This is a genomic window from Sulfurovum sp. (assembly GCF_041562805.1).
Classification (GTDB): Bacteria; Campylobacterota; Campylobacteria; order Campylobacterales; family Sulfurovaceae; genus Sulfurovum.
In genome coordinates, this window is record NZ_JBFFOH010000028.1 from 1 (window position 1) to 23,823 (window position 23,823).

The 23,823-nt window shown below is 38.4% G+C and carries 24 protein-coding genes and 1 tRNA gene; 15 read left to right on the forward strand and 10 right to left on the reverse strand.

The window, feature by feature from the left end; genetic code table 11:
* Positions 1–1,743: arginine--tRNA ligase (argS, locus tag ABYK33_RS05485; RefSeq protein ID WP_373032007.1), on the forward strand; the 1,743-nt coding region annotated here is incomplete at its 5' end.
* A gap of 60 nt (positions 1,744–1,803) precedes the next feature.
* Positions 1,804–2,130, forward strand: a complete 327-nt coding sequence (locus ABYK33_RS05490; protein WP_373032008.1) for a hypothetical protein — start codon at positions 1,804–1,806, stop codon at positions 2,128–2,130.
* A 63-nt stretch (positions 2,131–2,193) separates the two neighbouring features.
* Here the strand turns inward: ABYK33_RS05490 and nadD are convergent, their stop codons facing one another.
* Positions 2,194–3,111 (reverse strand): nicotinate (nicotinamide) nucleotide adenylyltransferase, encoded by a 918-nt coding sequence (gene nadD / locus ABYK33_RS05495; protein WP_373032009.1) that lies wholly within the window; start codon positions 3,109–3,111, stop codon positions 2,194–2,196.
* 61 nt (positions 3,112–3,172) lie between these two features.
* On the opposite strand from nadD, the gene gap reads away from it, so the two are divergent.
* From gap to ABYK33_RS05510, 3 genes are all read left to right on the forward strand, one after another.
* A complete protein-coding gene (gap, locus tag ABYK33_RS05500) occupies positions 3,173–4,168 on the forward strand; it encodes a type I glyceraldehyde-3-phosphate dehydrogenase (RefSeq protein WP_373032010.1) in 996 nt (331 codons plus the stop codon).
* Positions 4,169–4,180: 12 nt separating this feature from the next.
* Complete coding sequence (pgk, locus tag ABYK33_RS05505) at positions 4,181–5,371, forward strand: phosphoglycerate kinase (RefSeq protein WP_373032011.1); 1,191 nt, start codon at positions 4,181–4,183, stop codon at positions 5,369–5,371.
* Between the two features lie 188 nt (positions 5,372–5,559).
* A complete protein-coding gene (locus ABYK33_RS05510) occupies positions 5,560–6,249 on the forward strand; it encodes a triose-phosphate isomerase (RefSeq protein WP_373032012.1) in 690 nt (229 codons plus the stop codon).
* A 72-nt stretch (positions 6,250–6,321) separates the two neighbouring features.
* Here the strand turns inward: ABYK33_RS05510 and nusA are convergent, their stop codons facing one another.
* Positions 6,322–7,485 carry a transcription termination factor NusA gene (nusA, locus tag ABYK33_RS05515; RefSeq protein ID WP_373032013.1) on the reverse strand — a complete coding sequence of 388 codons (1,164 nt, stop codon included), beginning with the start codon at positions 7,483–7,485 and terminating at the stop codon, positions 6,322–6,324.
* 203 nt (positions 7,486–7,688) lie between these two features.
* On the opposite strand from nusA, the gene ABYK33_RS05520 reads away from it, so the two are divergent.
* The 4 genes from ABYK33_RS05520 (at position 7,689) to ABYK33_RS05535 (ending at position 10,800) form a co-directional block, all read left to right on the forward strand.
* Positions 7,689–7,928 carry an HP0268 family nuclease gene (locus ABYK33_RS05520; protein WP_373032014.1) on the forward strand — a complete coding sequence of 80 codons (240 nt, stop codon included), beginning with the start codon at positions 7,689–7,691 and terminating at the stop codon, positions 7,926–7,928.
* Positions 7,929–8,032: 104 nt separating this feature from the next.
* The gene (gene miaB, locus ABYK33_RS05525; RefSeq protein ID WP_373032015.1) at positions 8,033–9,331 is read left to right on the forward strand and encodes a tRNA (N6-isopentenyl adenosine(37)-C2)-methylthiotransferase MiaB; all 1,299 of its coding nucleotides are present in this window, start codon (positions 8,033–8,035) and stop codon (positions 9,329–9,331) included.
* Positions 9,332–9,339: 8 nt separating this feature from the next.
* Positions 9,340–9,963, forward strand: coding sequence for a lysophospholipid acyltransferase family protein (locus ABYK33_RS05530; protein WP_373032016.1), 624 nt, complete (start codon positions 9,340–9,342; stop codon positions 9,961–9,963).
* A 3-nt stretch (positions 9,964–9,966) separates the two neighbouring features.
* On the forward strand, positions 9,967–10,800 hold the full coding sequence (locus ABYK33_RS05535; RefSeq protein ID WP_373032017.1) for a tyrosine-type recombinase/integrase: 834 nt from the start codon (positions 9,967–9,969) through the stop codon (positions 10,798–10,800).
* 3 nt (positions 10,801–10,803) lie between these two features.
* On the opposite strand, the gene tilS is transcribed toward ABYK33_RS05535, so the two are convergent.
* The 6 genes from tilS to mraY all read right to left on the reverse strand — a co-directional run bounded on the left by tilS (position 10,804) and on the right by mraY (position 17,401).
* Complete coding sequence (gene tilS, locus ABYK33_RS05540; RefSeq protein WP_373032018.1) at positions 10,804–11,781, reverse strand: tRNA lysidine(34) synthetase TilS; 978 nt, start codon at positions 11,779–11,781, stop codon at positions 10,804–10,806.
* Between the two features lie 8 nt (positions 11,782–11,789).
* Positions 11,790–13,106 carry a 30S ribosomal protein S12 methylthiotransferase RimO gene (rimO, locus tag ABYK33_RS05545; protein WP_373032019.1) on the reverse strand — a complete coding sequence of 439 codons (1,317 nt, stop codon included), beginning with the start codon at positions 13,104–13,106 and terminating at the stop codon, positions 11,790–11,792.
* A gap of 158 nt (positions 13,107–13,264) precedes the next feature.
* Positions 13,265–14,560 (reverse strand): hypothetical protein, encoded by a 1,296-nt coding sequence (locus tag ABYK33_RS05550; RefSeq protein WP_373032020.1) that lies wholly within the window; start codon positions 14,558–14,560, stop codon positions 13,265–13,267.
* A gap of 258 nt (positions 14,561–14,818) precedes the next feature.
* Positions 14,819–14,894: transfer RNA gene (locus ABYK33_RS05555), tRNA-Phe, on the reverse strand.
* A gap of 84 nt (positions 14,895–14,978) precedes the next feature.
* Positions 14,979–16,199 carry a UDP-N-acetylmuramoyl-L-alanine--D-glutamate ligase gene (gene murD / locus ABYK33_RS05560; protein ID WP_373032021.1) on the reverse strand — a complete coding sequence of 407 codons (1,221 nt, stop codon included), beginning with the start codon at positions 16,197–16,199 and terminating at the stop codon, positions 14,979–14,981.
* 143 nt (positions 16,200–16,342) lie between these two features.
* Entirely contained in the window at positions 16,343–17,401 is a 1,059-nt protein-coding gene (gene mraY, locus ABYK33_RS05565) for a phospho-N-acetylmuramoyl-pentapeptide-transferase (RefSeq protein WP_373032022.1), read from the reverse strand.
* Between the two features lie 88 nt (positions 17,402–17,489).
* Between mraY and gpmI the strand changes: the two genes are divergently transcribed.
* Positions 17,490–18,968 (forward strand): 2,3-bisphosphoglycerate-independent phosphoglycerate mutase, encoded by a 1,479-nt coding sequence (gene gpmI, locus ABYK33_RS05570; RefSeq protein WP_373032023.1) that lies wholly within the window; start codon positions 17,490–17,492, stop codon positions 18,966–18,968.
* Between the two features lie 13 nt (positions 18,969–18,981).
* On the opposite strand, the gene ABYK33_RS05575 is transcribed toward gpmI, so the two are convergent.
* Positions 18,982–19,320 (reverse strand): hypothetical protein, encoded by a 339-nt coding sequence (locus tag ABYK33_RS05575; protein WP_373032024.1) that lies wholly within the window; start codon positions 19,318–19,320, stop codon positions 18,982–18,984.
* A 72-nt stretch (positions 19,321–19,392) separates the two neighbouring features.
* On the opposite strand from ABYK33_RS05575, the gene fabG reads away from it, so the two are divergent.
* On the forward strand, positions 19,393–20,136 hold the full coding sequence (gene fabG / locus ABYK33_RS05580; RefSeq protein WP_373032025.1) for a 3-oxoacyl-ACP reductase FabG: 744 nt from the start codon (positions 19,393–19,395) through the stop codon (positions 20,134–20,136).
* Between the two features lie 20 nt (positions 20,137–20,156).
* Here fabG and ABYK33_RS05585 read toward each other — a convergent pair whose 3' ends face one another.
* Complete coding sequence (locus ABYK33_RS05585) at positions 20,157–20,867, reverse strand: small multi-drug export protein (RefSeq protein WP_373032026.1); 711 nt, start codon at positions 20,865–20,867, stop codon at positions 20,157–20,159.
* A gap of 68 nt (positions 20,868–20,935) precedes the next feature.
* Here ABYK33_RS05585 and ABYK33_RS05590 point away from each other — a divergent pair, with 68 nt between their 5' ends.
* From ABYK33_RS05590 to ABYK33_RS05605, 4 genes are all read left to right on the forward strand, one after another.
* Complete coding sequence (locus ABYK33_RS05590) at positions 20,936–21,589, forward strand: response regulator transcription factor (RefSeq protein WP_373032027.1); 654 nt, start codon at positions 20,936–20,938, stop codon at positions 21,587–21,589.
* Between the two features lie 126 nt (positions 21,590–21,715).
* Positions 21,716–22,567 (forward strand): sensor histidine kinase, encoded by an 852-nt coding sequence (locus ABYK33_RS05595; protein WP_373032028.1) that lies wholly within the window; start codon positions 21,716–21,718, stop codon positions 22,565–22,567.
* A 92-nt stretch (positions 22,568–22,659) separates the two neighbouring features.
* Positions 22,660–23,397: a DUF2202 domain-containing protein gene (locus ABYK33_RS05600; protein ID WP_373032029.1), complete on the forward strand. Its 738-nt coding sequence runs from the start codon at positions 22,660–22,662 to the stop codon at positions 23,395–23,397.
* Positions 23,398–23,640: 243 nt separating this feature from the next.
* Positions 23,641–23,823 (forward strand): hypothetical protein (locus tag ABYK33_RS05605; RefSeq protein ID WP_373032030.1); only part of this gene is annotated, 183 nt, incomplete at its 3' end.

Sequence of the window (23,823 nt, forward strand, 5' to 3'; positions counted from 1 at the left end):
AGCTATTTTCTACTACAATTCCATATTAACTATGACGGAAAACCTATGAAATTAAAATTACAAATCAATAACGTGATCCAGGAAGCTTTTGTTAAAGCAGGTATAGAACACGAACCTATGAGTGTATCTGAATCGACCAAACCTGAGTTTGGAGACTTCCAGTTTAATGGTGCGATGGCCTTGTCTAAAAGATTGGGTAAAAACCCAAGAGAGATCGCAACACAACTTATAGAAAATCTTGACTTAACAGGAGTACTTGCAAAGGCGGAGATAGCCGGACCAGGTTTTATCAACTTATGGCTCAACCCTTTTTGGCTCGCTTCACAATGTGAATTAGCACGTAAAGATGCTAGGCTCGGCGTAGAAAAACGTGAAACACCTATCAAGGTTGTGGTAGATTATTCTGGTCCGAATATGGCTAAACAGATGCATGTGGGACATTTACGTTCTTCTATCATTGGTGATACGTTAGCAAATCTTTTAACCTATCTTGGGGATGAGGTCATACGTCAAAACCACATTGGAGACTGGGGTACACAGTTTGGAATGCTTATTGCTTACCTGGAAGAAATACATGAAGACGGTTCTGTAAGTTTGAAAGATTTGGAGCAGTTTTATAAAGATGCCAAAGGACGTTTTGATGCAGATGAAGACTTTGCAAATAAAGCCAGAGAGTATGTTGTAAAAATCCAAAGTGGTGATAGCCACTGTTTAGAACTTTGGCAAAAGTTTATAGACATTTCTTTGGGACACTGTGAAGAAGTCTATGAAAAACTGGGTGTCAATCTGACACGTGATGATGTACGTGCAGAGAGTTTTTACAATGATGATTTAATCTCTGTAGTAAGTGATTTAGAGGCAAAAGGCATATTGACACAAAGTGATGGGGCACAATGTGTATTTTTAGAAGGTGACGAAGTACCGGTGATCGTTCAAAAAGGTGATGGGGGTTACCTCTATGCCACCACAGATCTTGCAGCTTTACGCTACAGAGCACAGACCTTAGGAGCACAACGTATCTCTTACGTGGTTGATGCGAGACAGGGTGGACACTTTAAGCAAGTGTTTAGAGTGGCCAAAGAGGCTGGTTTTGTTAGTCCTGAAGTAAAGCTTGAACACATTGCATTTGGTACGATGATGGATAAAGGTGGTAAGCCTTTTAAAACGCGTGAGGGTGGAACGGTTAAACTTATTGAATTACTTGACGAGGCTATTGTAAAAGCCAAAGAGACGATCAATGACAAAGAGTCGTATTCTCCGGAAGAATTAGAAGTATTGGCAAAAATCATAGGAATTGGGGCGGTCAAGTATGCTGACCTTTCAATCAACCGTGAGTCTAATTATATTTTTAACTGGGATAAGATGCTCAGTTTTGAGGGTAATACTTCATTGTACATGCAGTATGCTTATGCAAGAATCCAAAGTATCTTTAGGAAGCATGATGGGCCTATAGAAGGCAACATCATCATAGGTGATGCATTGGAACACAGGCTCTCTACGATGCTCCTTCGTTTTGAAGATGTCCTAAACCGTGCAGCAGGGGATGCCTCACCTAATCAGATCACAACATACCTTTATGACTTAGTAACACTCTTTATGCGCTTTTATGAGCAGAACCCTATACTTAAAGAGGGAGTTGTTGAAGCAACGAAGCAAAGTCGTTTGGCACTGGCTGATCTGACGGCTAAGACTATCAAACAAGGTTTGGATATACTTGGTATCGAAACTGTAGATAAGCTATAATATTTACAATAGATAAAGAAGTTTTGAAGAAGTTTTCCTTCTTTAAAAGGAGAAGTTCGTATGAAAGCACTCATTATTTTAGCGATATTTGCCACAGTAGGTGGCATTTTTTTTCAATATAGCAGAAACAAAGATCTCAAAAAACTTTTTATAGCTCTCCTAACATTCGCTGTTATTGTCTCTTTGGCCGTTGTAGGGAATTTAACACGACAGATCATGCCGATATATCTTGCACATATCATGTTGATCATTGTTGCATGGGGTGGATTGATAGTATATCTTGTAAGAGAGAGGTATTATTGGTGGATTATTTTTTCTCCGGTGGTGACTGTCGGATTATTTTTGCTATTGGAGCTATTGACTGGTTCCGGACATGAGATAGGGTAAGCAAACGACAACTTTTTGTCGTTTGTAGTATCGACAGCGAAGTAAAGCACTTCGCGTTCGTTTTTATGCAGGATCGATATCTTGCTTTTTTTGATTTTCAACTAGTTCAGATAAAAATGTTTCAAGTGAATAACGTTGTCTGTATTCAGGTATCATGATATGGATAAGGATATCTCCCAAGTCAGCTACAGCCCATTCATCGCTGGTATCTGATGCAAGAAATGCATCACCCTGTTCTTTTAGCTCTGTTTTAAGATGGTCAAAAAGTGCCAGGGTATGTTTACCGTTGAGTGAGTTGGCGATAACTACACGTTTTGCTATATAATCAGCATCTTCCAGGTTAAATACTTCTATCTCTTCAGCTTTTTTATCATCAAGTATTTTTACGATACCTGCTATTCTTTCGTCTATTGTCATATGGTGTTGCCCTTCTAATATATGTTTGACAGATGTTTTGATCTTTTCGTCAATAAATTGTAAATCTTTTTCTTCTCTTATTTGGGTTGAACTTATCGGTGCTTCTATAGGAAGTAACTCCCACTTATTAAGTTCATCCGTATCTAAATGATGATTATCTCGTGTTACTATAACCCAAGTCACTGCTTCATTTAGCCATTTAAATGCATGCCATTTTGTCAATGTTGACAGATTGTCAGATCCTATGATCAGATACTTGACATCGTATGCTTGGTTAAAATGTTTTACAGTTTGTGAGGTTACTGTACTTTTGCCTTCTTTTATCTCATAATCATCTACTTTTACACGGTCTATAGCGTCAAATAATGTATGACACCATGAAAGTCGCGTAGGGGCATCTGCCAGTGTAGATGTTTTAAAAGGGTTTAGGTAAGCAGGTACTACAAACAGTTTATCAATTTGTAAGTTTTCTATAGCTTTTTCAACAATAAGTTGATGTCCTTTATGCGGAGGGTCAAAACTCCCTCCAAAGATAGCTATTGTAGGCTTTTTATGATTAACCAAATACTAACCTCATTTACTGTAAAATTGCGTAATTTTAGCATAATAATCATAAGGGGAAAGTATGGCTGTAAAAGTAGCAATTAACGGACTTGGAAGAATCGGTAGATGTGTGGCACGAATTATTGCCGATAGAGATGACATTGAGCTTGTTGCAGTGAATGCTTCCGGTACTGAGGAGATGCTTCAGTATAACCTCAAATATGACTCTGTCCATGGTAGACGTAATGATGTCATCGTAGCAGATGGGTATCTTAACATTGGTGAGACCAAAGCGAAGATCTTTGCTGAGCGTGATCTTGCTAAGATAGACTTTGCATCTTGCGGTGCTGAACTTGTGTTGGAATGTACAGGTGCCTTTTTAACGGCGGAGAGCGTACAGCCTTATTTGGATAATGGTGTAAAGAAAGTACTGTTTTCTGCACCGGCCAAAGATGACACAGCAACATTCGTACTTGGAGCAAATGCAGATGAGTATGCAGGTCAATCCATCGTTTCAAATGCAAGCTGTACGACCAATGGACTGGCTCCTGTAGCAAAAGTACTTGATGATGCATTTGGTATAGAAAAAGGTCTCATGACGACGATACACTCATATACTGCTTCTCAGCCGATACTGGATGGAAAACATAAAAAAGATCCAAGAAAAGGCCGTTCAGGTGCAACCAACTTAGTGCCGACGACAACAGGTGCCGCAAAAGCTATCTCTAAAGTACTTCCAAATCTTGCAGGTAAGATAAACGGGCAGGCCATAAGAGTTCCTACGCCAGATGTGTCTATGGTAGACTTGACAGTAACACTCAACTCAAACGTAACAGTAGAAGATGTCCAAGCCGCATTTAAAACGGCGAGTGAAGGTTCACAGAAAGGTATTTTGGGTGTAGATGAAGAGTACAGAGTTTCTCAAGACTTTGTAGGTGAAGAGCTAAGTACTGTGGTGCCCCTTGATACTATTCAAGTGATAGGTGATAACATGGTAAAAGTACTCTCTTGGTATGACAATGAGTGGGGATACTCTCGCCGTTTAGTAGATATGGCAATACACATAAGTAAAAAGTAAGACAGGGAACGTATGAAGACATTAAAAGATTTAAATATTGATGGTAAAAGAGTTTTTATAAGATGTGATTTTAATGTACCCAAAGATGAGTTTGGGAACATTACAGATGACAGACGCATTCGTTCTGCGTTGCAGACGATCCGTTATTGTATAGACAGAGATTGCAAAATCATTCTTGCTTCACATTATGAAAGACCGGAACCGGGTAAATATGAAGATAAGTATTCACTGGTACCTGTAGCAAAAAGACTGCATACTTTACTCAAGATAAAAAGAGATATTTCCATGGCTCAAGATGTTGTAGGTGAAGATGCGAAAGCCAAAGCAGCTTCAATGGAAGCAGGTGATGTACTTTTACTTGAAAATCTTCGTTATGAAGTGGGAGAAACTGAAAATGATCCGGTATTTGCAGAGCAGTTGGCAGATTTTGCAGATATATACATTAACGATGCATTTGGTGCTTGTCATAGAAAACATGCTTCCATCGATGCGATCACCAAATTCTTTGATGCTGACCATAAGGCAGCAGGTTTCCTTATGAGTAAAGAAGTAAACTTCTTTACTAAAGTACTTGAAAATCCTGTACGTCCATTTGTTGCAGTAGTCGGCGGTTCTAAGGTTTCGGGTAAACTTCAAGCGCTTACAAATCTTTTAAACAAAGTAGATAAGGTCATTATCGGTGGTGGTATGGCATTTACTTTTCTTAAAGCATTAGGATATGAAGTAGGTAATTCAATGGTTGAAGACGATCTTTTGGATGAAGCAAAAGATATTATGACTAAAGCCAAAGAGTTAGGTGTAAAATTCTACTTGCCTGTAGATGTGGTAGCTGCAGCCGAGTTTTCAGAAAATACTACAGTGAAATTTCTACCTATACAAGAGATACCTGTAGGTTGGATGGGACTGGACATTGGACCTGCATCTTCAAGACTTTTCCGTGAAGCTCTGAATGATGCACAAACGATCATATGGAATGGTCCTATGGGTGTTTATGAGATGGACAGATATTCAAAAGGTAGTTTGGCGATGTCAAACAACATTGCACAAACACATGCAACGACCATCGTAGGTGGTGGTGACACTGCAGATGTGACACAGCGTGCCGGTGATGCAGAAGAGATGACTTTTGTAAGCACAGGTGGTGGAGCAAGTCTGAAGCTGATAGAGGGTATTGCACTGCCAGGTCTAGAAGCACTTAAGTAGAAGGATTTTTATTGATTTTTGCAGCCTTCTATTTGTTAGGACGCATTTAGAGCAAAGCTCTAAAAACTACGCTGTCGCTTAGACTGCTTACGATTCGGCATTTAGTGCCTCACTTGTACTGCAATTTAGTTGCTTGTCAACAGCAGGTTCATGCGATTTATCGCATTGAGAAATAAAAAAGGATTTTCATGATTTTTGCAGCAAACTTTAAAACAAATCATACCAGAGCATCGACAGAAAAATACATTGAAGCATTAAAAGAAAAGTTGCTTGCAAAAAAATCTGAAGATCAAGTCTATATTTTTCCTCCGGCAACAGCTTTAGATACTTATATAGGTGATTTTACTATCGGTGCACAAAATGCGTATCCAGCACAAAATGGTGCTTTTACGGGTGAGATAGGTACAGAACAGCTGGAAGAATTTGATATTAAAACGATACTCATCGGACACAGTGAAAGACGAGAACATTTAGGTGAATCTCAGGATAATGTAGCACAAAAATTTGCATTTTTTAAAGATCAGGGGTATGAAATACTCTACTGTATCGGTGAACCACTTGAAATAAGAGAAGAGGGTGAAGAAGCGGTGATGGAGTATCTTCTTGCGCAGTTTGATGGTATTGATATTACCTATAAAAACCTCATTATTGCCTATGAACCTATCTGGGCCATAGGTACAGGAAGATCTGCTACAGTAGAGGAGATAGCTTCTACGCATAAAGCTTTGAAGCAAACGGTACAAAAACCATTACTATATGGTGGAAGTGTTAAGCCGATTAACATTAAAGAGATTATGGAAATACGTGGTGTGGATGGTGTTTTAGTGGGGTCTGCATCTTTGAGTGTAGAGAGTTTTTCACAGATGATATTAGCGTAAAGATCAGCTAATTATTTGTCACCCCCGTATCAAGTACGAGGATGATGAGCATTTATACTAAGTACGCTTTTCTTATTTAAATAGATCTGCCAATGCTGATGTATCTGTAGTTTTTGCTGCTTCTGCATTTTCTGAACTGTCTACCTGTCTTTCGGTCACACCTTCAATTTCATTCAGTTCTATCGTGTATCCTGTGAGCATAGAAGCTAAACGTATATTAATTCCAGATCTACCGATCGCTTTTGCTTTTTGGTCTCCTGTAATGTTAACAACAGCTTTTTTCTCTGCAGCATCTACCTTGATACTTTGTGAGATCGCAGGACTTAAGGCACGTGTAATAAATACTTCTGGGATAGGCGAAAATTCGATACAGTCGATATTCTCACCGTTAAGCTCTTGACTTACAGCGTTGATACGTACACCCTTTACACCAACAGCTGCACCGATAGGATCAATATTCATCTGTTCTGTCTTAAGGGCTATTTTTGCTCTTTCTCCAGGGATCCTTGCTGCAGCTACGATCTCTACTAGACCATCATCGATCTCTGGTACTTCACTCGCCATAAGTGCTTCTAGAAATTTAGGTGAAGTTCTGGTGAGCTCGAGGAAAAGACCATATTCCGGGTCAACACTTACGTATCTTAGAAGTGCCCGTATAGAGTCTCCACGCTTATACTTTTCACCCTTAATACGGTTCCTAAGTGACATAATACCTTTAAGTTCACCGATCTCAACATGCGTGTTATCATCTGCGTCGATACGGTTTACCGTACCTAACATTACCGTACCGACTTTTTCTCTATATTTTTCAAATAGATCTTGTTCAACACGTCTTTGTACATGGTACTCAAGTTCTCTAAAAAGGTTTGCTGAAGCTGTACGGCCGTGATCTTCAAGGATGAACTCTTCTTTAAGTTGATCTCCAATTTCTAACGATTCATCAAACTCTTTTGCCTCAGAAAGAGAGATAAAGCTGTCTGACTCTATTTCTTGTTTGTTCCCTTCTTTTCCTACTTCTATATAAAGTTGTTCATCATTATCGGCTACAACAGTAATGACTTTATAGACTGAGTATGTTTTTGTATCAGGGTCGATGATCGCCTCAAAGGTACTTGTAAAGCTTGTTAGTTTTTTTGCAGTATTGATCAAAGCTTCTTGAAAGGCTTCTATCGCATGCTCTTTAGAGATATTTTTTTCGTGTGCAATTGCTTCTATAATGTCTAGTATTTTTTCCATAATCATTTCCTATTTTAATCAGTTTTCTTAATAATCAATACAATATACCGCTACAAGAGGTAACATAACAGTGTCAATAACGTCTTGGGAGGTGTTGTTTTTGAAGTAGAGTATTATATCTAACCAAAGCTTTACTGAAAATAAAGTATAATTCTCTTAATAATGTTAAAGAATAAATAAGACAATTTTAAAGGTACACATAGATGAAATTAAAACTTGCTAGAACAACACTTAAAGCAAAACCAAAAACGATTGAGTTGAAAAAAGTAGAAGAAGAGCTAGCGAACAAATCTATATTTTATTTTGACAAAGATAACTCACATAAAGAGCTTAAAGAGTTAATCGAGTATTTTGAAGAAAAAGGGTTTTCTGTATATATGAGAGAAGTCAAGTACGGACTTGATGAAAATGAATACATCTACGAAGTACATATTATCGCTTAATACAAAAAGCGATCAGTCGCTTGAGCCAACTACTAAAGTTGACCTCGTGTCAACATAGTTTTTTGGGCTTTGCTCAAAAAACGCTCTACTAGAAAGACAAATCATTGAGTAAAAAATTATTTATAGAAACACTTGGTTGTGCGATGAATGTTCGTGATAGCGAACATATGATCGCAGAACTGAACCAACAAGAATCCTACGAAATCACTGAAAATTTAAAAGATGCTGATCTTATCATCATTAATACCTGTTCTGTAAGAGAAAAGCCTGTGGCTAAACTCTTCTCCGAGATAGGCGTATTTAACAAACATAAAAAACCCTCTGCCAAAATAGGTGTCACAGGGTGTACGGCATCCCACTTAGGTGAAGAGATCATCAAACGTGCACCTTCGGTTGACTTTGTACTGGGTGCAAGAAATGTATCTAAGATCACTGAAGTCGTTGGTAAAAAACATGCGGTAGAAGTCAGTACAGATTTTGATGAGAGTACCTATGCTTTTGGTGAGTATAGAACAAACATGTATAAAGCGATGGTAAACATCTCGATAGGATGTGACAAATCATGTACTTTTTGTATCGTGCCTGCAACACGTGGAGATGAGATCTCTATCCCTTCTGATCTGATCGTGCAGGAGATCAAAAAAGCGGTAGCTACAGGGGCAAAAGAAGTGATGCTTCTTGGTCAAAATGTAAACAATTACGGAAGACGTTTTGGTAGTTCTGAAGAGAAGTGTGACTTTACACAGTTGTTACAGAAGATTTCTAAGATCGAGGGATTAGAGCGTATACGTTTTACTTCTCCACACCCTTTACATATGGATGATACTTTTATCCAGGAGTTTGCATCTAATCCTAAGGTATGTAAACAGATACATGTTCCCTTACAAAGTGGTTCAACGAGTATTCTAAAAGAGATGAAAAGAGGCTACACCAAAGAGAACTTCATTAACCGTTGTGAAAAGATACGTACCCTTTGTCCTGAAGCAACGATCTCTACAGATATTATCGTTGGTTTCCCCGGTGAAAGTGATGCTGACTTTGAAGATACGATGGATGTACTTGAACAAGTACGTTTTGAACAATTGTTTTCATTTAAGTACTCTCCACGTCCACATACTGAGGCAGCAGAGTTTGAGAATCAAATAGATAATGTTGTTGCAGGAGCCAGATTAACCCGTCTACAGTCACGTCATACAGAAATACTGGATGAGATCATGGATGCACAGCTAGATGCAGTGCATAAAGTCTATTTTGATGAACTCAAGCCTAATGGAAGAGTTTCAGGACGTTCAGATGACGGTAAACTTTTCTTTGTAGAAGGAAGTGAAGAGCTTTTGGGTAAAATAGTGGATGTTAAAGTTATTAAAACCTCTCGGGGTGCACTTGACGGAGTGCTTGTTTAGGATACCAAATGTTTAAAACACTATCACGAAGCATCGCTGGAGTTATACTTCCCCCGTTGGGATATCTTTTGATGCGTTTTTACTGGTATACGTCTAAAAAAAACTTTCATATCGAAGGTGAGATCACACAAGAGCAGTCCATAGTGGTTTGCTGGCATGGTGAGCTTCTTATGTCTCCGCAAGCCTATCGATATTTTCACAAAAAACAGTTAGCTTCCGGGATCATTTCCAGACATTTTGATGGTGAGATGATCGCCAGGATATTGATGTATTTTTCTATTGTTCCTTTACGTGGATCGAGTAGTCGTGGAGCAAAACAGGTACTTTTGGAAGCTTTTAGGGCTTTGAAAAAAGGTGACGACCTGTTAGTTACTCCTGATGGGCCTAGAGGACCACGCCATACCATCAGTGATGGAGCTATCGCCTTGGCACATAAAGCCAAAGCGCCTGTAATGACAGTTAATTATATCCCTACATCCTATTGGCAACTTGGGAGTTGGGATAAATTTGTCATTCCCAAGCCTTTTAGTACGATTGATTTTTATTTGGAAAATGTTTCTCTTGAGGGAATGGAACTGGATGAGGCCAGAAAATTTCTCAGTGACAAAATGTTAGCGCATACGGTCCATTAAAAGATGAAAGCTAAACTTCAAGATGTATCTGAGGAGTTTCTGAATTATCTGTTTGATATACGAGGCTATTCTGAAACCTCTATTGTAACTTATGAGATCGCGTTGAGACAGATGCTGGAAGAGAGTCATGTGTATGAAGAGGATGGCTTTACTGTACTGGATATCATCCCTTTTCGTTTTAAGATCGTTAAAAATCATAAAAAAACCATTGTAAAAAAACTCTCTGCTATACACTCTTTTGTAAAATATCTGGAAGATCAGTGTCATATGCATATAAAGCTTATAGGGGATGAGTCAATAAAGGTACCTAAAAGCCTTCCTAAGCCGATTGAAGAGACATACATTGAAGAAGTATTGAGTAAAGCAAATTTAGAAGAGAAATTGCTTATATCTATGCTTTATGGGTTAGGGTTGCGTATCTCTGAACTGAGTATGCTTAAACTTGAAGATATTAAGGACAGATGGATACAAATACATGGTAAAGGCAATAAGGTAAGAGAGTTACCTTTGTTGGATACCTTACAGGAACTCATTACTTTGTATGTCAAGAGAAGATCTCCTAAAAAGTATTTGTTTGAAAAAGGTAATTCACCGATGAACTCTGCGCAGTTGCGCTACATTCTTACAAAACTTTTTAAGGCACAGGGTTTGAAAGTGACCCCACATCAGCTACGTCACTCTTTTGCCACACATTTACTCAATAACGGTGCACGCATCTCTGATGTAAGTGAACTGCTTGGACACGAGACGATGGCAACGACGCAGGTCTATACAAAACTTGGATCTGTAAAAAAAATGCAAGAGTATATGAAAGCACACCCTTTAGCAGGTAAATAATCGTTAGAGGGCTATTTCTTTAGGATCAATATCTTCTTCAAAACAATAGGCACGTATTTTAGAAGGTATTTTTAAAACTCTACAGGATTCTTTGAATTTTTTAGGCATATCGGTAGTCAAATAGGGTGCTATATAGAGAAGATCATCTTGAATGCAGATCGCCCATTCCCCACCAATGACCAAGCTCTCTTCCTTTTCCACTTCTTTTCTTTGTGACGCGGTGAGTAAGTAGTCCAGCTCTTTAAGTGCAAGGTCGGCTGCTTTGACTTTTGCAGTCATGGTATGCAGTTTAATGACACGGAGCTTTTTTTGAGTGTAGATGCGCTCAAAGTTTGCTTCCAATTGTTTCTTATCTTGTCTGAGATATTCAAAACTTCTTTTGATGCCCTCTTTGTACTCTGACATAAGGGGATCAGAAAACTGTTTTCTAAAAAGATTACGCTCATACTTTTCATCACGGTTACTTTCATCTATAAAGTAAGGGTGTTTATTGGATTGTAGATACATCAGTAATTCTTCTTTACTGTACTCTAGTAGTGGACGCACTAAAGTGTAGTTTTCTCTTTGGCTTATCTCTTCAAGTCCAAGGAGTTCTGAAACACCAGCTCCTTTAGTAAGTCGCATAAGAAGCCATTCAAGCTGGTCATTGAGTTGATGAGCGGTGAGAAGTGTATCGTAATGCTGCTCTACGATAATTTTTTCAAAAAAATCATAACGAAAGGTTCTGGCATTTTGTTCAAAATGTGCTGTAAAGAGTGGTGCTTTGATAGTATGGCAGGTTAGATCGTATTGTTTGGCTAACTCTTTTGCATGCGTCTCTTCTGCATTAGAGTTGTCTCTTGTACCATAATTGACCAAAGCAATGTCAAAAGGGATGTGATGCTCTATGAGTAAAAAAAAGAGGGCAGAGGAGTCTACACCTGCAGAAAAAGCTAATAAGTTCTTTTTCCCCTGTAAGTGTAAGACATCAAGTGTTAACATAGCAGTATTTAGAGAGCCCTAATCAGTGTTGCAAGCAATTGTTCACCTACCAGTTCAGTAATTTTTGCTTCATATCTTTTTCCATATTCTACAGGCAGATCAGAAGTATCATTGATGAGGATCTCTCCATCGATATCGACGGCCCAGATCAAAGGTCTGGCTGAAAGCAGGTATTCATGTTCATCACTTTCACCATCGATGACAACAGTCACAGTTTGTCCAACCATTTTTTCAAGTGAGGCAAGTGTATTTTTTTCTGCTATTGCACCAAGTGTTTGTGCTCTTTCTTCGATCGTCTCTGCATCTATTTGTTCTAAAGTATATGCAGAAGTCGTCTCTTCATTAGAGTAATGGAAAGTGTTAAACCTGTCAAATTCAAATGTCTCCATGAAGTCGCATAGTCTCTTAAAGCTTTCATCACTTTCTCCAGGGTGTCCTGCGATGAGAGAGGTACGTAAAAAGGCATTGGGTTTACTTTTCATGTACTCAAGCAGTTCTATGGTCTTCTTCTCCCCAAAACCACGTTTCATCGTTTTGAGTACAGAGTCTTCTATGTGCTGTATAGGCATATCATAATAGGTTTGAAATACTTTTGAATCTGCTATAGCATCAATGAGTGCAAATGTTGTCGTACTAGGGTAAAGGTACAAGATACGTGCAGACTTTACACCTTCTACACTCTCTATACCTTTTATAAGCTCGATGAGACCATCACTTAGCTTCATGTCACGACCATAACTTGAACTGTCCTGTGAGATGAAAGAGAAGTCATAAAAGCCTTGTGCTACAAGATTCTCCACTTCTTTTATGATGGAAGAGAGTGAACGTGAGTGTAGTTTCCCTTTAAAGCTTGGGATAGCACAAAAAGAACAGGCCTGGTTACACCCCTCTGCTATCTTTATATACGCATGGTAATTCGAACCTGTGATGACCCTTCCTGAAGTTTCAGTCGCAAGATAGACTTCAGGAGAAAAGGTACTTTGTTTAGAAGCAATGAGCTCATCGATCTTCTCATAGTCCCCCACACCCGTAAAGATGTCTATCTCTGGCATGTCTGCTTGAAGCTCTTCTTTATAACGTTCAGTCAAACATCCGCTCATAACTAAGATGGAGTTTTCTTTACGTTCATCATGTAAGTTGAGTACTGTGTTGATACTCTCTTCTTTTGCCGCATCGATGAAACCGCAAGTATTTACGATGATGACATCGGCTTGTGTGTTGTCATCTGTGATCTCATATTCTTTAAGACGCCCGAGCATCACTTCACTGTCGACAAGGTTTTTGGTACAGCCTAAGCTGACCAGGTGTAATTTTTTAGTGTTCATTAAGACTCATTTGTAGTTTAAACTTTTTCAGCATTATAGCCAAAAGAGATGATAAATGTATAAGGTTGAAAAAATGTAAAAATGATTTGAAAAGAGAAAGAGAAGATAGAGCCAGGCAAAAGCCTGAACTCTAAAGGGTAGAACTTTAAGAATAATTCTTAGAAGTTATATCTAGCCCAGAAACGTAAGAAGTTTTGTGAATCAGTAAGTCTGTCATCATCTTGATAAACATATCCAGCAAATAGTGTTGTTGAGTCATCAAATACTTTTGTTTTATAAGTAAGATCAACTTCAGTATATTCACCGTCACCACTTACACCTTGAGTAAGATCATCTGCATTACCATTATTGAATACAGATCCTATTGCATCAGCTCCCATATCAGCATAGATATAGTGAAGACCAATTGTTCCTGCAAGTGCTTTCATAGAAGCTGAAGCTTTCACAGTATCAGAATCTTTCTTAATAGCATTTTGGTTAAGGATAGACTGTGTATAAAGTGGAGTTTTTACACCAGCACCTGCAAGGTTAGAGATAGTAAGTGGTCCATTTCCATCACTTACTGAAGAGTAAGCAACAGCAAGATTAAACATACTTACTTTACCACTAATTTTAGCACCAAATGCAGTTACATCATCAATACTTTGTCCTAACCAAAGACCATCAGCATCGATTCCACCACCTTGAGCTGCGATTGTGAATGCATCAAAACCATCATATTGAGCATCTATCCAGTATGCATCTGCATCCCCACCATTTACTACTAGATTTTTTGTTGCATCAGGAAGCATATAGTAAGAACCAGTAAGAGTCAAACCTTCGATAGATTTATTTGAAAGTGTGATCATGTGAACACCATCAGCGTCCCAGAATCTGTTGAAGTCTGAAATATCACCAACTGAGTTGTTGTGTTTAGTTACATAAGCATATACAGCAGTAGTATTTGGAATAGATGAGTTAACAACTAATGCAGCATCAAATGTGTTATTGAATACTTGCCAACCTTCAGAGAAAGCAAATGGTGAAAGTGATTTTGGAAGTGTTTGACGACCAACTTTGAAGCTAGTGTTGATGTTATCAAGACCATATGTCAAATATGCTTGAGTAAGTGCAGAAGAATCTACTTGTGCATTTCCAACACCAGTACCTGGAATTTGTGAGAAACCTTCATCTTGTTGAATTGTAGATACTTCTACACCAGCACCAATACCAGCGAATACGTCAGCATTTGTTGCTCCAAGTTGAAGACCAAGTGAACCATAAGTTGATGAACCACTAAATAGATCTGAATTTCCTTGCTCATCAGTTGTTTGAATATATGCTACTGCTTGACCGTTAAAGTTCCATGCTGCCGCTTCAACCGGTGCTGCTACTACTGGCTCAACTGGAGCGATATCTCCACCAGCCATAATCATTGTTGACGCTACTACTGAAAGTAATAATGTTTTTTTCATTGTAATTCTCCTTGAATTTGTTTTGAATACAACCGAAGTATAACAAAAAATGTACAAAAAAGTCAATATAATTAATAATTAGTTAACAAATAGTTAATAATTTAGTGTAAATATCGTGTATACGAGTAGTTTATGGGTGTTGAATATTGTAAAAAATCTGAAAAAGTTAATTATTTTAGTCTTTTTTTAAGAAAAGTGACTGTTTTTTAAGATTTTAATTAATTATTTTGAGGGTTTTAATGATTATTACTGAAGTAATGGTGGCGCGAGAGGGAATCGAACCCCCGACACAAGGATTTTCAATCCTTTGCTCTACCGACTGAGCTATCGAGCCAACTTAAAGACAAGATGTCTGTTTAAGTGGATAGAATTATAACGGCATAAACTTAAAAATCGGCAAGTAAATTTAAAAAATAAATCATTTTTTTAAATTTTTTACCAATTTCATAAAAGTCTCACCTCTGTGCTTGTAAGACTTGAACTGATCAAAACTTGCCGCCGCCGGAGACAAGAGGGCAACACTTTCTTGGTTATGTACTTCATTTATCTGTTTTATAGCATTTTGTATCGTCTGCGATTCTATGGCATTGATATGATATGCTTTTGCAAGGGTTAAAAGTTTGTCACTATTTGCCCCTATAGTATATAGTGTAAGGTTAAGTGGTTTCATACTTTCAAAAAGCGGGGTCAGATCAACTCCTTTGTCATCACCACCTAAGATAAGATGAATATGCTTGTCGGCATAACCTTTTACCGCCTGTATTGTAGCATCAAGATTTGTTGCTTTAGAATCGTTCACCCAGAGTCTACCTTTTGCATCGTGTAGTTCTTCCTGTCTGTGTGCATCCAGTGTAAAGGTATTCATCAATGCATAATCCGCTTCATCAAAAAGTACCTTGGTTACAGCAAGGGCTAGTAAGGCATCTTGCAAAAAAGCTGCTTTGAAACGTAATTGGCTGATATCAAGTTTAAAATATTCTGCGACAAATTCGTTACTGTCATACTCAACGACATAGGCATGTGTCGTTGGCAGATTTAAGCCTTTAGGTACAAGTGCCAGTTCTCCTTCTTTCATGGTCAGAAGGGGCCTTAGTTTGTCTGCTTCGTACTGCTCCGGGGTTTCATGCCAGTCTAAATGATCTGGCGTGATAGGAAGTAAGAGATAGATGTCCGGTGAAGCTGTACGGGTATGATGGAGGGCAAAAGAAGAACTCTCCAGTACCCAGATCGGTGCATCTGTATCTAAGTCTGCCAAAGGTGTACCGATGTTCCCTCCACTGAGTGCTCCACGTTTTTCCAAAAGATGTGTGAGCATTTGTGTAGTAGTGGTTTTACCGTTTGTACCTGATATCCAGATGCTAAAAGGCATCTCTTTGTCAAAGTAGTCATATTCACTTAAGAGATTTTTGGCACTTTTGATAAGAGGATGGTTTGGTTTTAGGCTGGGTGTGGTCACTTCCAGTTCACTTACCTCCGGATCAAAAAGGTGAGAAGGGAGTATATGGTTGCCTGTTTCATCTGTGTAGGCTTCTTTAACATTGTCATCAAAAAAAGTACATCCTCCACCTAATTTTTTTGCGATGGCTTTAGTGGTAAGTCCGTAACCGAAGAGTGTAGGTTTTATTTGCTTATTTGACATTATAGTATCTCCATAAATGTGACTAGTCACATGAGCTGACTGCTGAAGTCAACATAGCGTTAGCGCAGCGTAAGGAGCTTTGCTTTTTAGCTGTTCTGTTCAAATAAAGTCCGTAACCGAAGAGTGTAGATTTTATTTGCATGTTATCTGAACTTAAAGGAGATGAGTGCAAGTACATTTGAGATAAAGGCAATCATCCAAAAACGTATAATGATCTTATTTTCTGCCCATTTTTTGAGTTCAAAATGATGGTGTATGGGTGCCATAAGAAAAACACGTTTCCCGCGCAGTTTGAAACTTCCTACTTGCAGTATGACAGAGACCGTTTCAATGACAAAAATGAGACCTATAAGGATAAGCAGTATCTCACTTTTACCCAAGATGGCAAGATAGGCTAAAAATCCACCGATCGCAAGGCTTCCCGTGTCTCCCATGAAGATCTCTGCAGGGTAACAGTTGTACCATAAAAAACCGAACAGTCCACCGATAAGTGCAGCGGCGAGTATCATCACTTCACCTACACCTTTGATATTCGGAACGAGCAAATACTGGCTAAAAATGGCATGACCTGTCACATAGATGATCAGTCCCAGTGTGACCAATGCGATAATAGATGGTACCGTTGCAAGTCCATCAAGCCCATCGGTAAGATTAACCGCATTGGTCGTGGCTAAAAATACAAGTACCCAAAAAGGAATAGCTGCATAGCCTAAGTCAAAAAGAGGTGTTTTTAGAAAAGGTACATAGAATTCTGTCGGAAATCCACCGTAGAGAAGCAGTCCTGTTGCAAGTGCTGCAACGATAGCCTGTAATCCCATTTTACCTTTAGGAGTTAACCCTTCCAAATTGTCACCAGCGAGTACTTTTCCCAGATCATCTTTAAATCCGACCAACCCAAAACCAATGAGTGTGATAAGTCCACCCAGTATGTAGAGATTGGATAGATCCACAGTAAGCAGTGCTGCTGCCAGTGAAGAGATAAGAAATACTGCACCTCCCATCGTTGGGGTATGTCGTTTTCCTTCATGTGCAGGTACATATTTACTGATGGGTTGATTTGCATTTTTTGAAATGGCCCAGGCAAGATATTTTGGCATGACAAACAGGGTCAGTATAAAAGCGAGAAAGAATGCGATGCCGGCACGCACTGAGATGTATCCGAAAAGATTAATATCTAAGAGTTGAGAGAGTTCATATAGCATGGGCAACTTTCGGTTAAAATTTTGTATTAAAGTATTAAGAAAGTTTATTTTACTATTATTTCAATTAAATACTACGAAAAGAAAAAATATGAAACAAAAAACAGTTTTAATCATCACAGATGGTATAGGGTGCAAACCAGACAGTATATGTAATGCATTTAAAGATGCTACAAAACCTACCTATGACACACTTTTTGAAACAGCCCCCAGAGCACTCATCTCTACGCATGGGTTGAGTGTAGGTCTACCTGAAGGACAGATGGGTAATTCTGAAGTGGGGCATATGACCATAGGTTCCGGGCGTATTTTGTACCAGGACCTGGTAAAAGTTTCTTTGGCTCTTGAAGATGGAAGTATTGAAAATAATCAAGTCTTAAATGATACTTTAGAGCAAAGTGACCGAGTACATTTGATAGGTTTACTGAGTGACGGTGGAGTACATTCACATATAGAACATACCATTGGTTTGGCAAAACTTGCAAAGAGCAGAGGGAAAAAAGTTTTTTTACATTTGATCACTGACGGTAGAGATGTGAGTCCTACCTCAGCTAAAATCTATGTAGCCCAAATAGAGAAGATCTGTGATGAGAGTATCTCTATCGCAACCATAGGTGGACGCTTCTTTACGATGGACAGGGATAACCGTTGGGAGAGAGTAGAAAAAGGGTATCGTGCCATCGCCGAGGCTAGACCTACAACAGTATTAAGTCCTGAAGCGTATATTGATGAGAGTTATGCAAAAAATGAAACAGATGAGTTTATAGAGCCTGTTGCATTTACAGACTATACAGGGATGGAAGAGGATGATGTTGTGCTCTTGACGAACTTTCGTTCAGATAGAGTGAGAGAGATCACAGCCGCTTTGGGGGATGAGCACTTTGATGAGTTTGCATGTCAGTCTACACCACTGAATATCGCAACGATGACAAAGTATGATGCAAGTTTTCCTTATCCTATACTTTTTCCTAAAGAAGCACCGAAAAACACTTTGGCAGAAGTGATCAGTGATGCAGGGCTGAGACAGCTTCATACGGCAGAAACTGAAAAGTATGCACATGTTACCTTCTTCATGAATGGCGGAATAGAAGAGCCTATGATAGGGGAGAGCAGAGTACTCATCCCCAGTCCTGATGTAAAAACTTATGATATGAAACCGGAGATGTCTGCGCCGGAAGTAGGTGAAGCTGTACGTACGGCGATGGATGAATCTTATGATTTCATCGTAGTAAATTTTGCCAATGGAGATATGGTAGGACATACAGGGAATTATGAGGCAGCATGTCAGGCAGTCAATGCAGTTGATACGGAACTGGGTCTCATACTAGACAAAGCTAAAGAAGATGGCTATGCTGTGGTACTTACTTCAGATCACGGGAATTGTGAAGAGATGAAGGATGCCCAAGGACATACACTGACAAATCATACGGTGGGTGAAGTATGGTGTTTTGTGATGGCTGAGGGTGTAACAGAAGTTAAAGAGGGATGTGGACTAAATAATGTTGCACCTACAGTACTTCAACTTATGGGATTGGAGATACCTGAAGAGATGGATGCACCACTGATCTAACCCAAGTTTTGGGTTAACAGGAGAGAAGCGCCTTTTTGATCTTTTCAAATTCTTCATAATCATTGGGTGTGATCTTATCGGAGTAGATAATATGATTAAGTTGCTCCAGGATATGCATTTTACTCAGTTTGTCATCACATAAAGCATCATTGATAATAGCAATGTGTTCGTCAAGGTCATACTCCTCTTCTAACGTATGTTCGAGAAATGTTTTTGCTTCCTCAGAATCGCAATCGAAATCCATTTCCATAAGTTTACAAAAGAGTGGTGCTTCCTTCGCTATGTCTCTATGATCTATTTTAATGATATGTGCAAGTAAGGTTGCTACTGATCTTTTAATTTTCTTTTCCATATCTTCTGTCCTTTCTGCAATTGTACCATAAAAAAATGGTACAATTTTATCAAAGAACATAAAAGGGTTGAAATGAAATTTACAGGTAATAATGTTTTAGTTACTGGAGCAAGCAGAGGTATAGGTGCAGAGATAGCAAAAAGTCTTGCGACATTTGGTTTGAAAGTATGGGTCAATTATCGTTCTGGTGAGGCTGAAGCAAATGCGGTGAAAGCAGAGATAGAAGCAGCAGGCGGGAAAGCTGAAGTGATCGGTTTTGATGTGAGTGATGAAGAGGCATTTGTGGCGGCAATGAAAAGCATCGTTGAAGCAGATGGTGAACTTGCTTACCTGGTGAACAATGCAGGTATCACGAAAGATAAGCTGGCAATGCGTATGAAAACGGATGAGTTCATGGATGTGATCAATGCAAACTTAAAGTCAACATTCATAGGCTGTCGCGAAGCGGTAAAAGTGATGGGTAAAAAGCGTTTTGGTTCAGTAGTGAATATCGCTTCCATCGTGGGGGAAACAGGTAATGCCGGGCAGACAAACTATGCGGCAAGTAAAGGTGGAACGATCGCGATGACAAAAAGTTTTGCGATTGAAGCAGCCCCTAGAAACATTCGTTATAATACGATCACTCCTGGGTTCATCGCTACAGAGATGACAGATGTCCTTAAGGATGAGGTAAAAGATGCGTTTACTTCAAAGATACCAATGGCTAGATTTGGTGAACCAAAAGAGGTAGCTGAAGCCGTAGCTTTTTTACTTTCTGACCACTCTTCTTACATTACAGGTGAGACACTTAAAGTGAATGGCGGAATGTTTATGTAATTTTGAAAGAATCTTTTCCTCTAAAGCTTCTTTTGATGAAAAGTTTTCTTTAACAAATACCACAAAAACAGTACAGCGGCAGCTATGAGTAAACCTACCATCAGTCTGTCACTGTATGCGACCAGTGTTTCCTCAAAATTCTTAATCAAATAGATCCATATGATGATGGCAATGAATGTACTTGTGATGACAACAGTGAGCGTGACACGATGTTTAAACCCGATCAAAAATCCTACAAAACTGCCCACTACCGGACCTGTCATTGCAAAAGGTGTCAATACAAATAAAATCAGACCAATGATTCCATAACGTTTAATGAGAGGTTCATATTTGTGTGCATTTTTTTTAGAGCGTTCCAAGTATCGGCTCAGTGGTGGGTAGGATACAAAGTCGAGTTTCTTCCAACTTAGTACAAAAAGTGGGTAGAGGATGAGTACCATAATGGATTCGATAAAAAGATTGAAAGCTACGAGAAAAGTAGAATCCATTTGTGAAGCTACTCCTATGGAAAGTCCTGCCATTCGTCCAAATATGACATTGGTGACTGTAATACTGAGTAACTCTTGAAAATAATTTGAATAAAAAAGAGCGCAAAGTAGTAAAAGTATGAAATAGCAACCCAATAATATGAGTCCCAAAAGTAAGATCTGACCCTCTTTATGTTTTAAAAATGCATAATCGATTTTCAAGCGTTTACCTTCTGTGTCATATATAAAATCAAAGTATAACATGATATTGGCGTATCCTGTAAATAATTTTGAGGTATAATAATCAATACATTATAAAGAAGGGGAGAGCATTGGCAAGGATACTTGTATTAGAAGATGATAAATTGTTTAATGAAACCCTTGAAGACTTTTTAGAGGAAGAGGGGCATACGATACAGTGCGCGTTAGACCCTTATACAGCACTTGATCTAGCCTATGAGTATGTTTTTGACCTGTACCTTTTCGATGTGAATTTACCTTATGAAAATGGCTTTGAACTTTTAGAAAAATTACGTCAAAGCGGAGATGAAACACCCTGTATATTTATCACATCAAGAGATGATAAGGCATCGCTGAAAGAGGGATTTGAAAAAGGCGGTGATGATTATATTCAGAAACCTGTAGACCTGGATGAACTTTTTTTACGTATGCAGGCAGTATTACGCAGACAGGTACGTAGTCAGATCGTAGAGATAGGTACGTATCAGTTTGATATTTTGACTAAAACACTGTACCAAAATAATGAAACCTTAGAGTTAAGTATCAAGGGAGGTGAACTTCTTTTAGCCCTTTTAGAAGGACAGGAGAGGGTGGTTCCTTTAGACCAAATTAAAGAACGTCTTTGGAGTTCTGCTGAGGAAGCGAGTGATGGAGCGTTAAGGGTATATATCGCGCAACTTAAAAAATATTTCCCTACACATATACATAATGTACGTGGCGTAGGATACCGGATGAGTATAAAATGAGAAGAATTTTAAGCGTTAAAATGCAATGCAACAAAACACTAAATTATTTGTGTGAAATTCAGTACAAGCGAGGAACTTCTAGGCTAAAGCCTGATGCAATCCTTTCACTAAATGAAAGGATGTGAAATGCTGAGTCGTAAAAAAGAGATCATCATTGCCACAGTGATCTATTTTGTAACGATGTTTACATTGCTCACTGCAGTATACCGTTTTTTAGAGACCTGGCACCTCAGTGCATTTAATTTCTTTATCGCGGGAGCTTTGGTTTTACTTGTGGCTATAGGATGGGGATATGTGCTTTCCGTACTTATTTTTGCACCTAAAAAACAAATGGAAGATACACTGACCTCTCTCACCAATGACATTATTCATGAGCTAAACATTCCTCTTTCTACGATCAAAGCAAACACAGCAATGTTAAAAAAGACGATGGAAGATGAAAAATCCCTGAAGCGCATTAAACGTATAGAAGATGCCAGTGTGAGACTTAAAAAACTGTACGATGAGTTGGTCTATAGTATTCATAAAGAGATGCATAGCATAGAAAAAGAGCGATTTGACCTGAAAGCGTTATTGGAAGAGCGAATAGAAGTCTTTAAAGAACAGAAACGAAATCCTTTTGAACTGACTTTAGAACCTTATGAGATAGAAGTAGACAAGATAGGCTTTGAACAGATGTTTGATAATATTGTTTCCAATGCCATGAAGTATTCATCCAAGGATGCACCTATCCACGTGACACTGAATAATCATATATTAAGTGTGGAAGATGAGGGGGTAGGTATGAGTACCACAGAACTTTTACGCGTACATGAACGATATTATCAGGCAGATGATAAAAAAGACGGAGAAGGGATAGGACTTGCCTTGGTCAAAGCATATTGTGATGAAGAGGGGATAGAAATTCATATCAAATCTGAAAAAGATGTGGGTACCAATGTGAGTTTGAATATGTCCAAGGTGCATATTACTACATAAATAATTTTTGCTTATTATTTTTATAAACTTCACACTTACTTAACACTAATTTGATACGATATTTCAAATTAAGAGATAGAAAGTGTGGATTTATGAAAAATAGTTTATTAAACAGTTTAATGGTTATGGGTGCAGTTCTTACTGTGATTGGTTGTGGTGGAGGATCTACTTTAACGGGAGAAGAAGAGGTTCTTCCCCCAATATCTGAGCTACCTAGTTCAACACTTAGTGAAGAGTTAAAGGATACTATAACTTATATGTATAACGAAGAAAGTTTAGCATATGATGTATATCTTAATGTGAACAAGGAACTGGTTGCTAAGTATGACATTAATGTTTCTACACTTCACAATATTGCAACAAAGTCTGAAAGTGAACATATGCAGAAGGTGGATACTTTGGCAAGCACCTATGATCTTAATATGTCTACATATGATCCTACCCTTGAGCCATATAGCAAAGAGAGCATTGGTGATGGTAAGTACTCGGTATCACATGTACAAGAACTTTATGATCTTCTTTATACTAAAGGAATAAAGTCTGAGAGAGAAGCATTGGAAGTAGGTTGTATGGTTGAAGTAGTAGATATTGCTGATTTAGATGAATACATATTACTGGCACAAAAATCAAAGGCTTCTGATGTTTTGAGTGTATTTTATGAGTTACGTCAGGGAAGCTATAATCATTACTGGAAATTTAATGAGGCACTCAAAAAGTTGAATGACCCAATTGGACTTGATAAGTTTGTTGGATGTTGTTCAGTTGCGGATTATGATATTTATAATTTTTGTCATATTGATGATTATCCGTCTTCAACAAATGGTAACTAACATTCATTAAAGTAGATGTTAATTCAGGTTAACACTAAATTAACACTTCTTTGTTATACTTCTAATACGTCGAAATAAGTTAAGCTCAGAAGTTGACTTGTATTTCTTACCCCCGATTTAAAATACAAAGTCCTTCTGTTCTTTTTAACACTTCCTTAACGTTTTTCCGTCATAATACATCCCAAAAAAGACCTCTATATGCTAAAACATCGTTATTTTATATCTTATTTTAGCACCACATTAATGTACCTCCTTTTTGCAGGTATATATTTCTATGCACAAAACAACACTTTCGTATCAGTACAAAAAACAGAAGAAAAGATCATGAGAATGGTATTGTCAGCTTTTGTACCTGAAGTTGCAACTCCTGTAGAACAAGTGGAGCAGGTAGAGGAGATAGAAGAACCCGTGATTGAGGAAGAGCCT

Bases quoted from the DNA above. Each gene is read 5' to 3' on its own strand.
- ABYK33_RS05595 (WP_373032028.1), top strand. From the start codon at position 21,716: ATGCTGAGTCGTAAAAAAGAGATCATCATTGCCACAGTGATCTATTTT.
- ABYK33_RS05490 (WP_373032008.1), top strand. From the start codon at position 1,804: ATGAAAGCACTCATTATTTTAGCGATATTTGCCACAGTAGGTGGCATT.
- ABYK33_RS05600 (WP_373032029.1), top strand. From the start codon at position 22,660: ATGAAAAATAGTTTATTAAACAGTTTAATGGTTATGGGTGCAGTTCTT.
- tilS (WP_373032018.1), bottom strand. From the start codon at position 11,781: ATGTTAACACTTGATGTCTTACACTTACAGGGGAAAAAGAACTTATTA.
- ABYK33_RS05585 (WP_373032026.1), bottom strand. From the start codon at position 20,867: ATGTTATACTTTGATTTTATATATGACACAGAAGGTAAACGCTTGAAA.
- ABYK33_RS05575 (WP_373032024.1), bottom strand. From the start codon at position 19,320: ATGGAAAAGAAAATTAAAAGATCAGTAGCAACCTTACTTGCACATATC.
- ABYK33_RS05520 (WP_373032014.1), top strand. From the start codon at position 7,689: ATGAAATTAAAACTTGCTAGAACAACACTTAAAGCAAAACCAAAAACG.
- ABYK33_RS05530 (WP_373032016.1), top strand. From the start codon at position 9,340: ATGTTTAAAACACTATCACGAAGCATCGCTGGAGTTATACTTCCCCCG.
- gap (WP_373032010.1), top strand. From the start codon at position 3,173: ATGGCTGTAAAAGTAGCAATTAACGGACTTGGAAGAATCGGTAGATGT.
- pgk (WP_373032011.1), top strand. From the start codon at position 4,181: ATGAAGACATTAAAAGATTTAAATATTGATGGTAAAAGAGTTTTTATA.
- rimO (WP_373032019.1), bottom strand. From the start codon at position 13,106: ATGAACACTAAAAAATTACACCTGGTCAGCTTAGGCTGTACCAAAAAC.
- ABYK33_RS05550 (WP_373032020.1), bottom strand. From the start codon at position 14,560: ATGAAAAAAACATTATTACTTTCAGTAGTAGCGTCAACAATGATTATG.
- mraY (WP_373032022.1), bottom strand. From the start codon at position 17,401: ATGCTATATGAACTCTCTCAACTCTTAGATATTAATCTTTTCGGATAC.
- gpmI (WP_373032023.1), top strand. From the start codon at position 17,490: ATGAAACAAAAAACAGTTTTAATCATCACAGATGGTATAGGGTGCAAA.
- nusA (WP_373032013.1), bottom strand. From the start codon at position 7,485: ATGGAAAAAATACTAGACATTATAGAAGCAATTGCACACGAAAAAAAT.
- fabG (WP_373032025.1), top strand. From the start codon at position 19,393: ATGAAATTTACAGGTAATAATGTTTTAGTTACTGGAGCAAGCAGAGGT.
- ABYK33_RS05510 (WP_373032012.1), top strand. From the start codon at position 5,560: ATGATTTTTGCAGCAAACTTTAAAACAAATCATACCAGAGCATCGACA.
- ABYK33_RS05535 (WP_373032017.1), top strand. From the start codon at position 9,967: ATGAAAGCTAAACTTCAAGATGTATCTGAGGAGTTTCTGAATTATCTG.
- murD (WP_373032021.1), bottom strand. From the start codon at position 16,199: ATGTCAAATAAGCAAATAAAACCTACACTCTTCGGTTACGGACTTACC.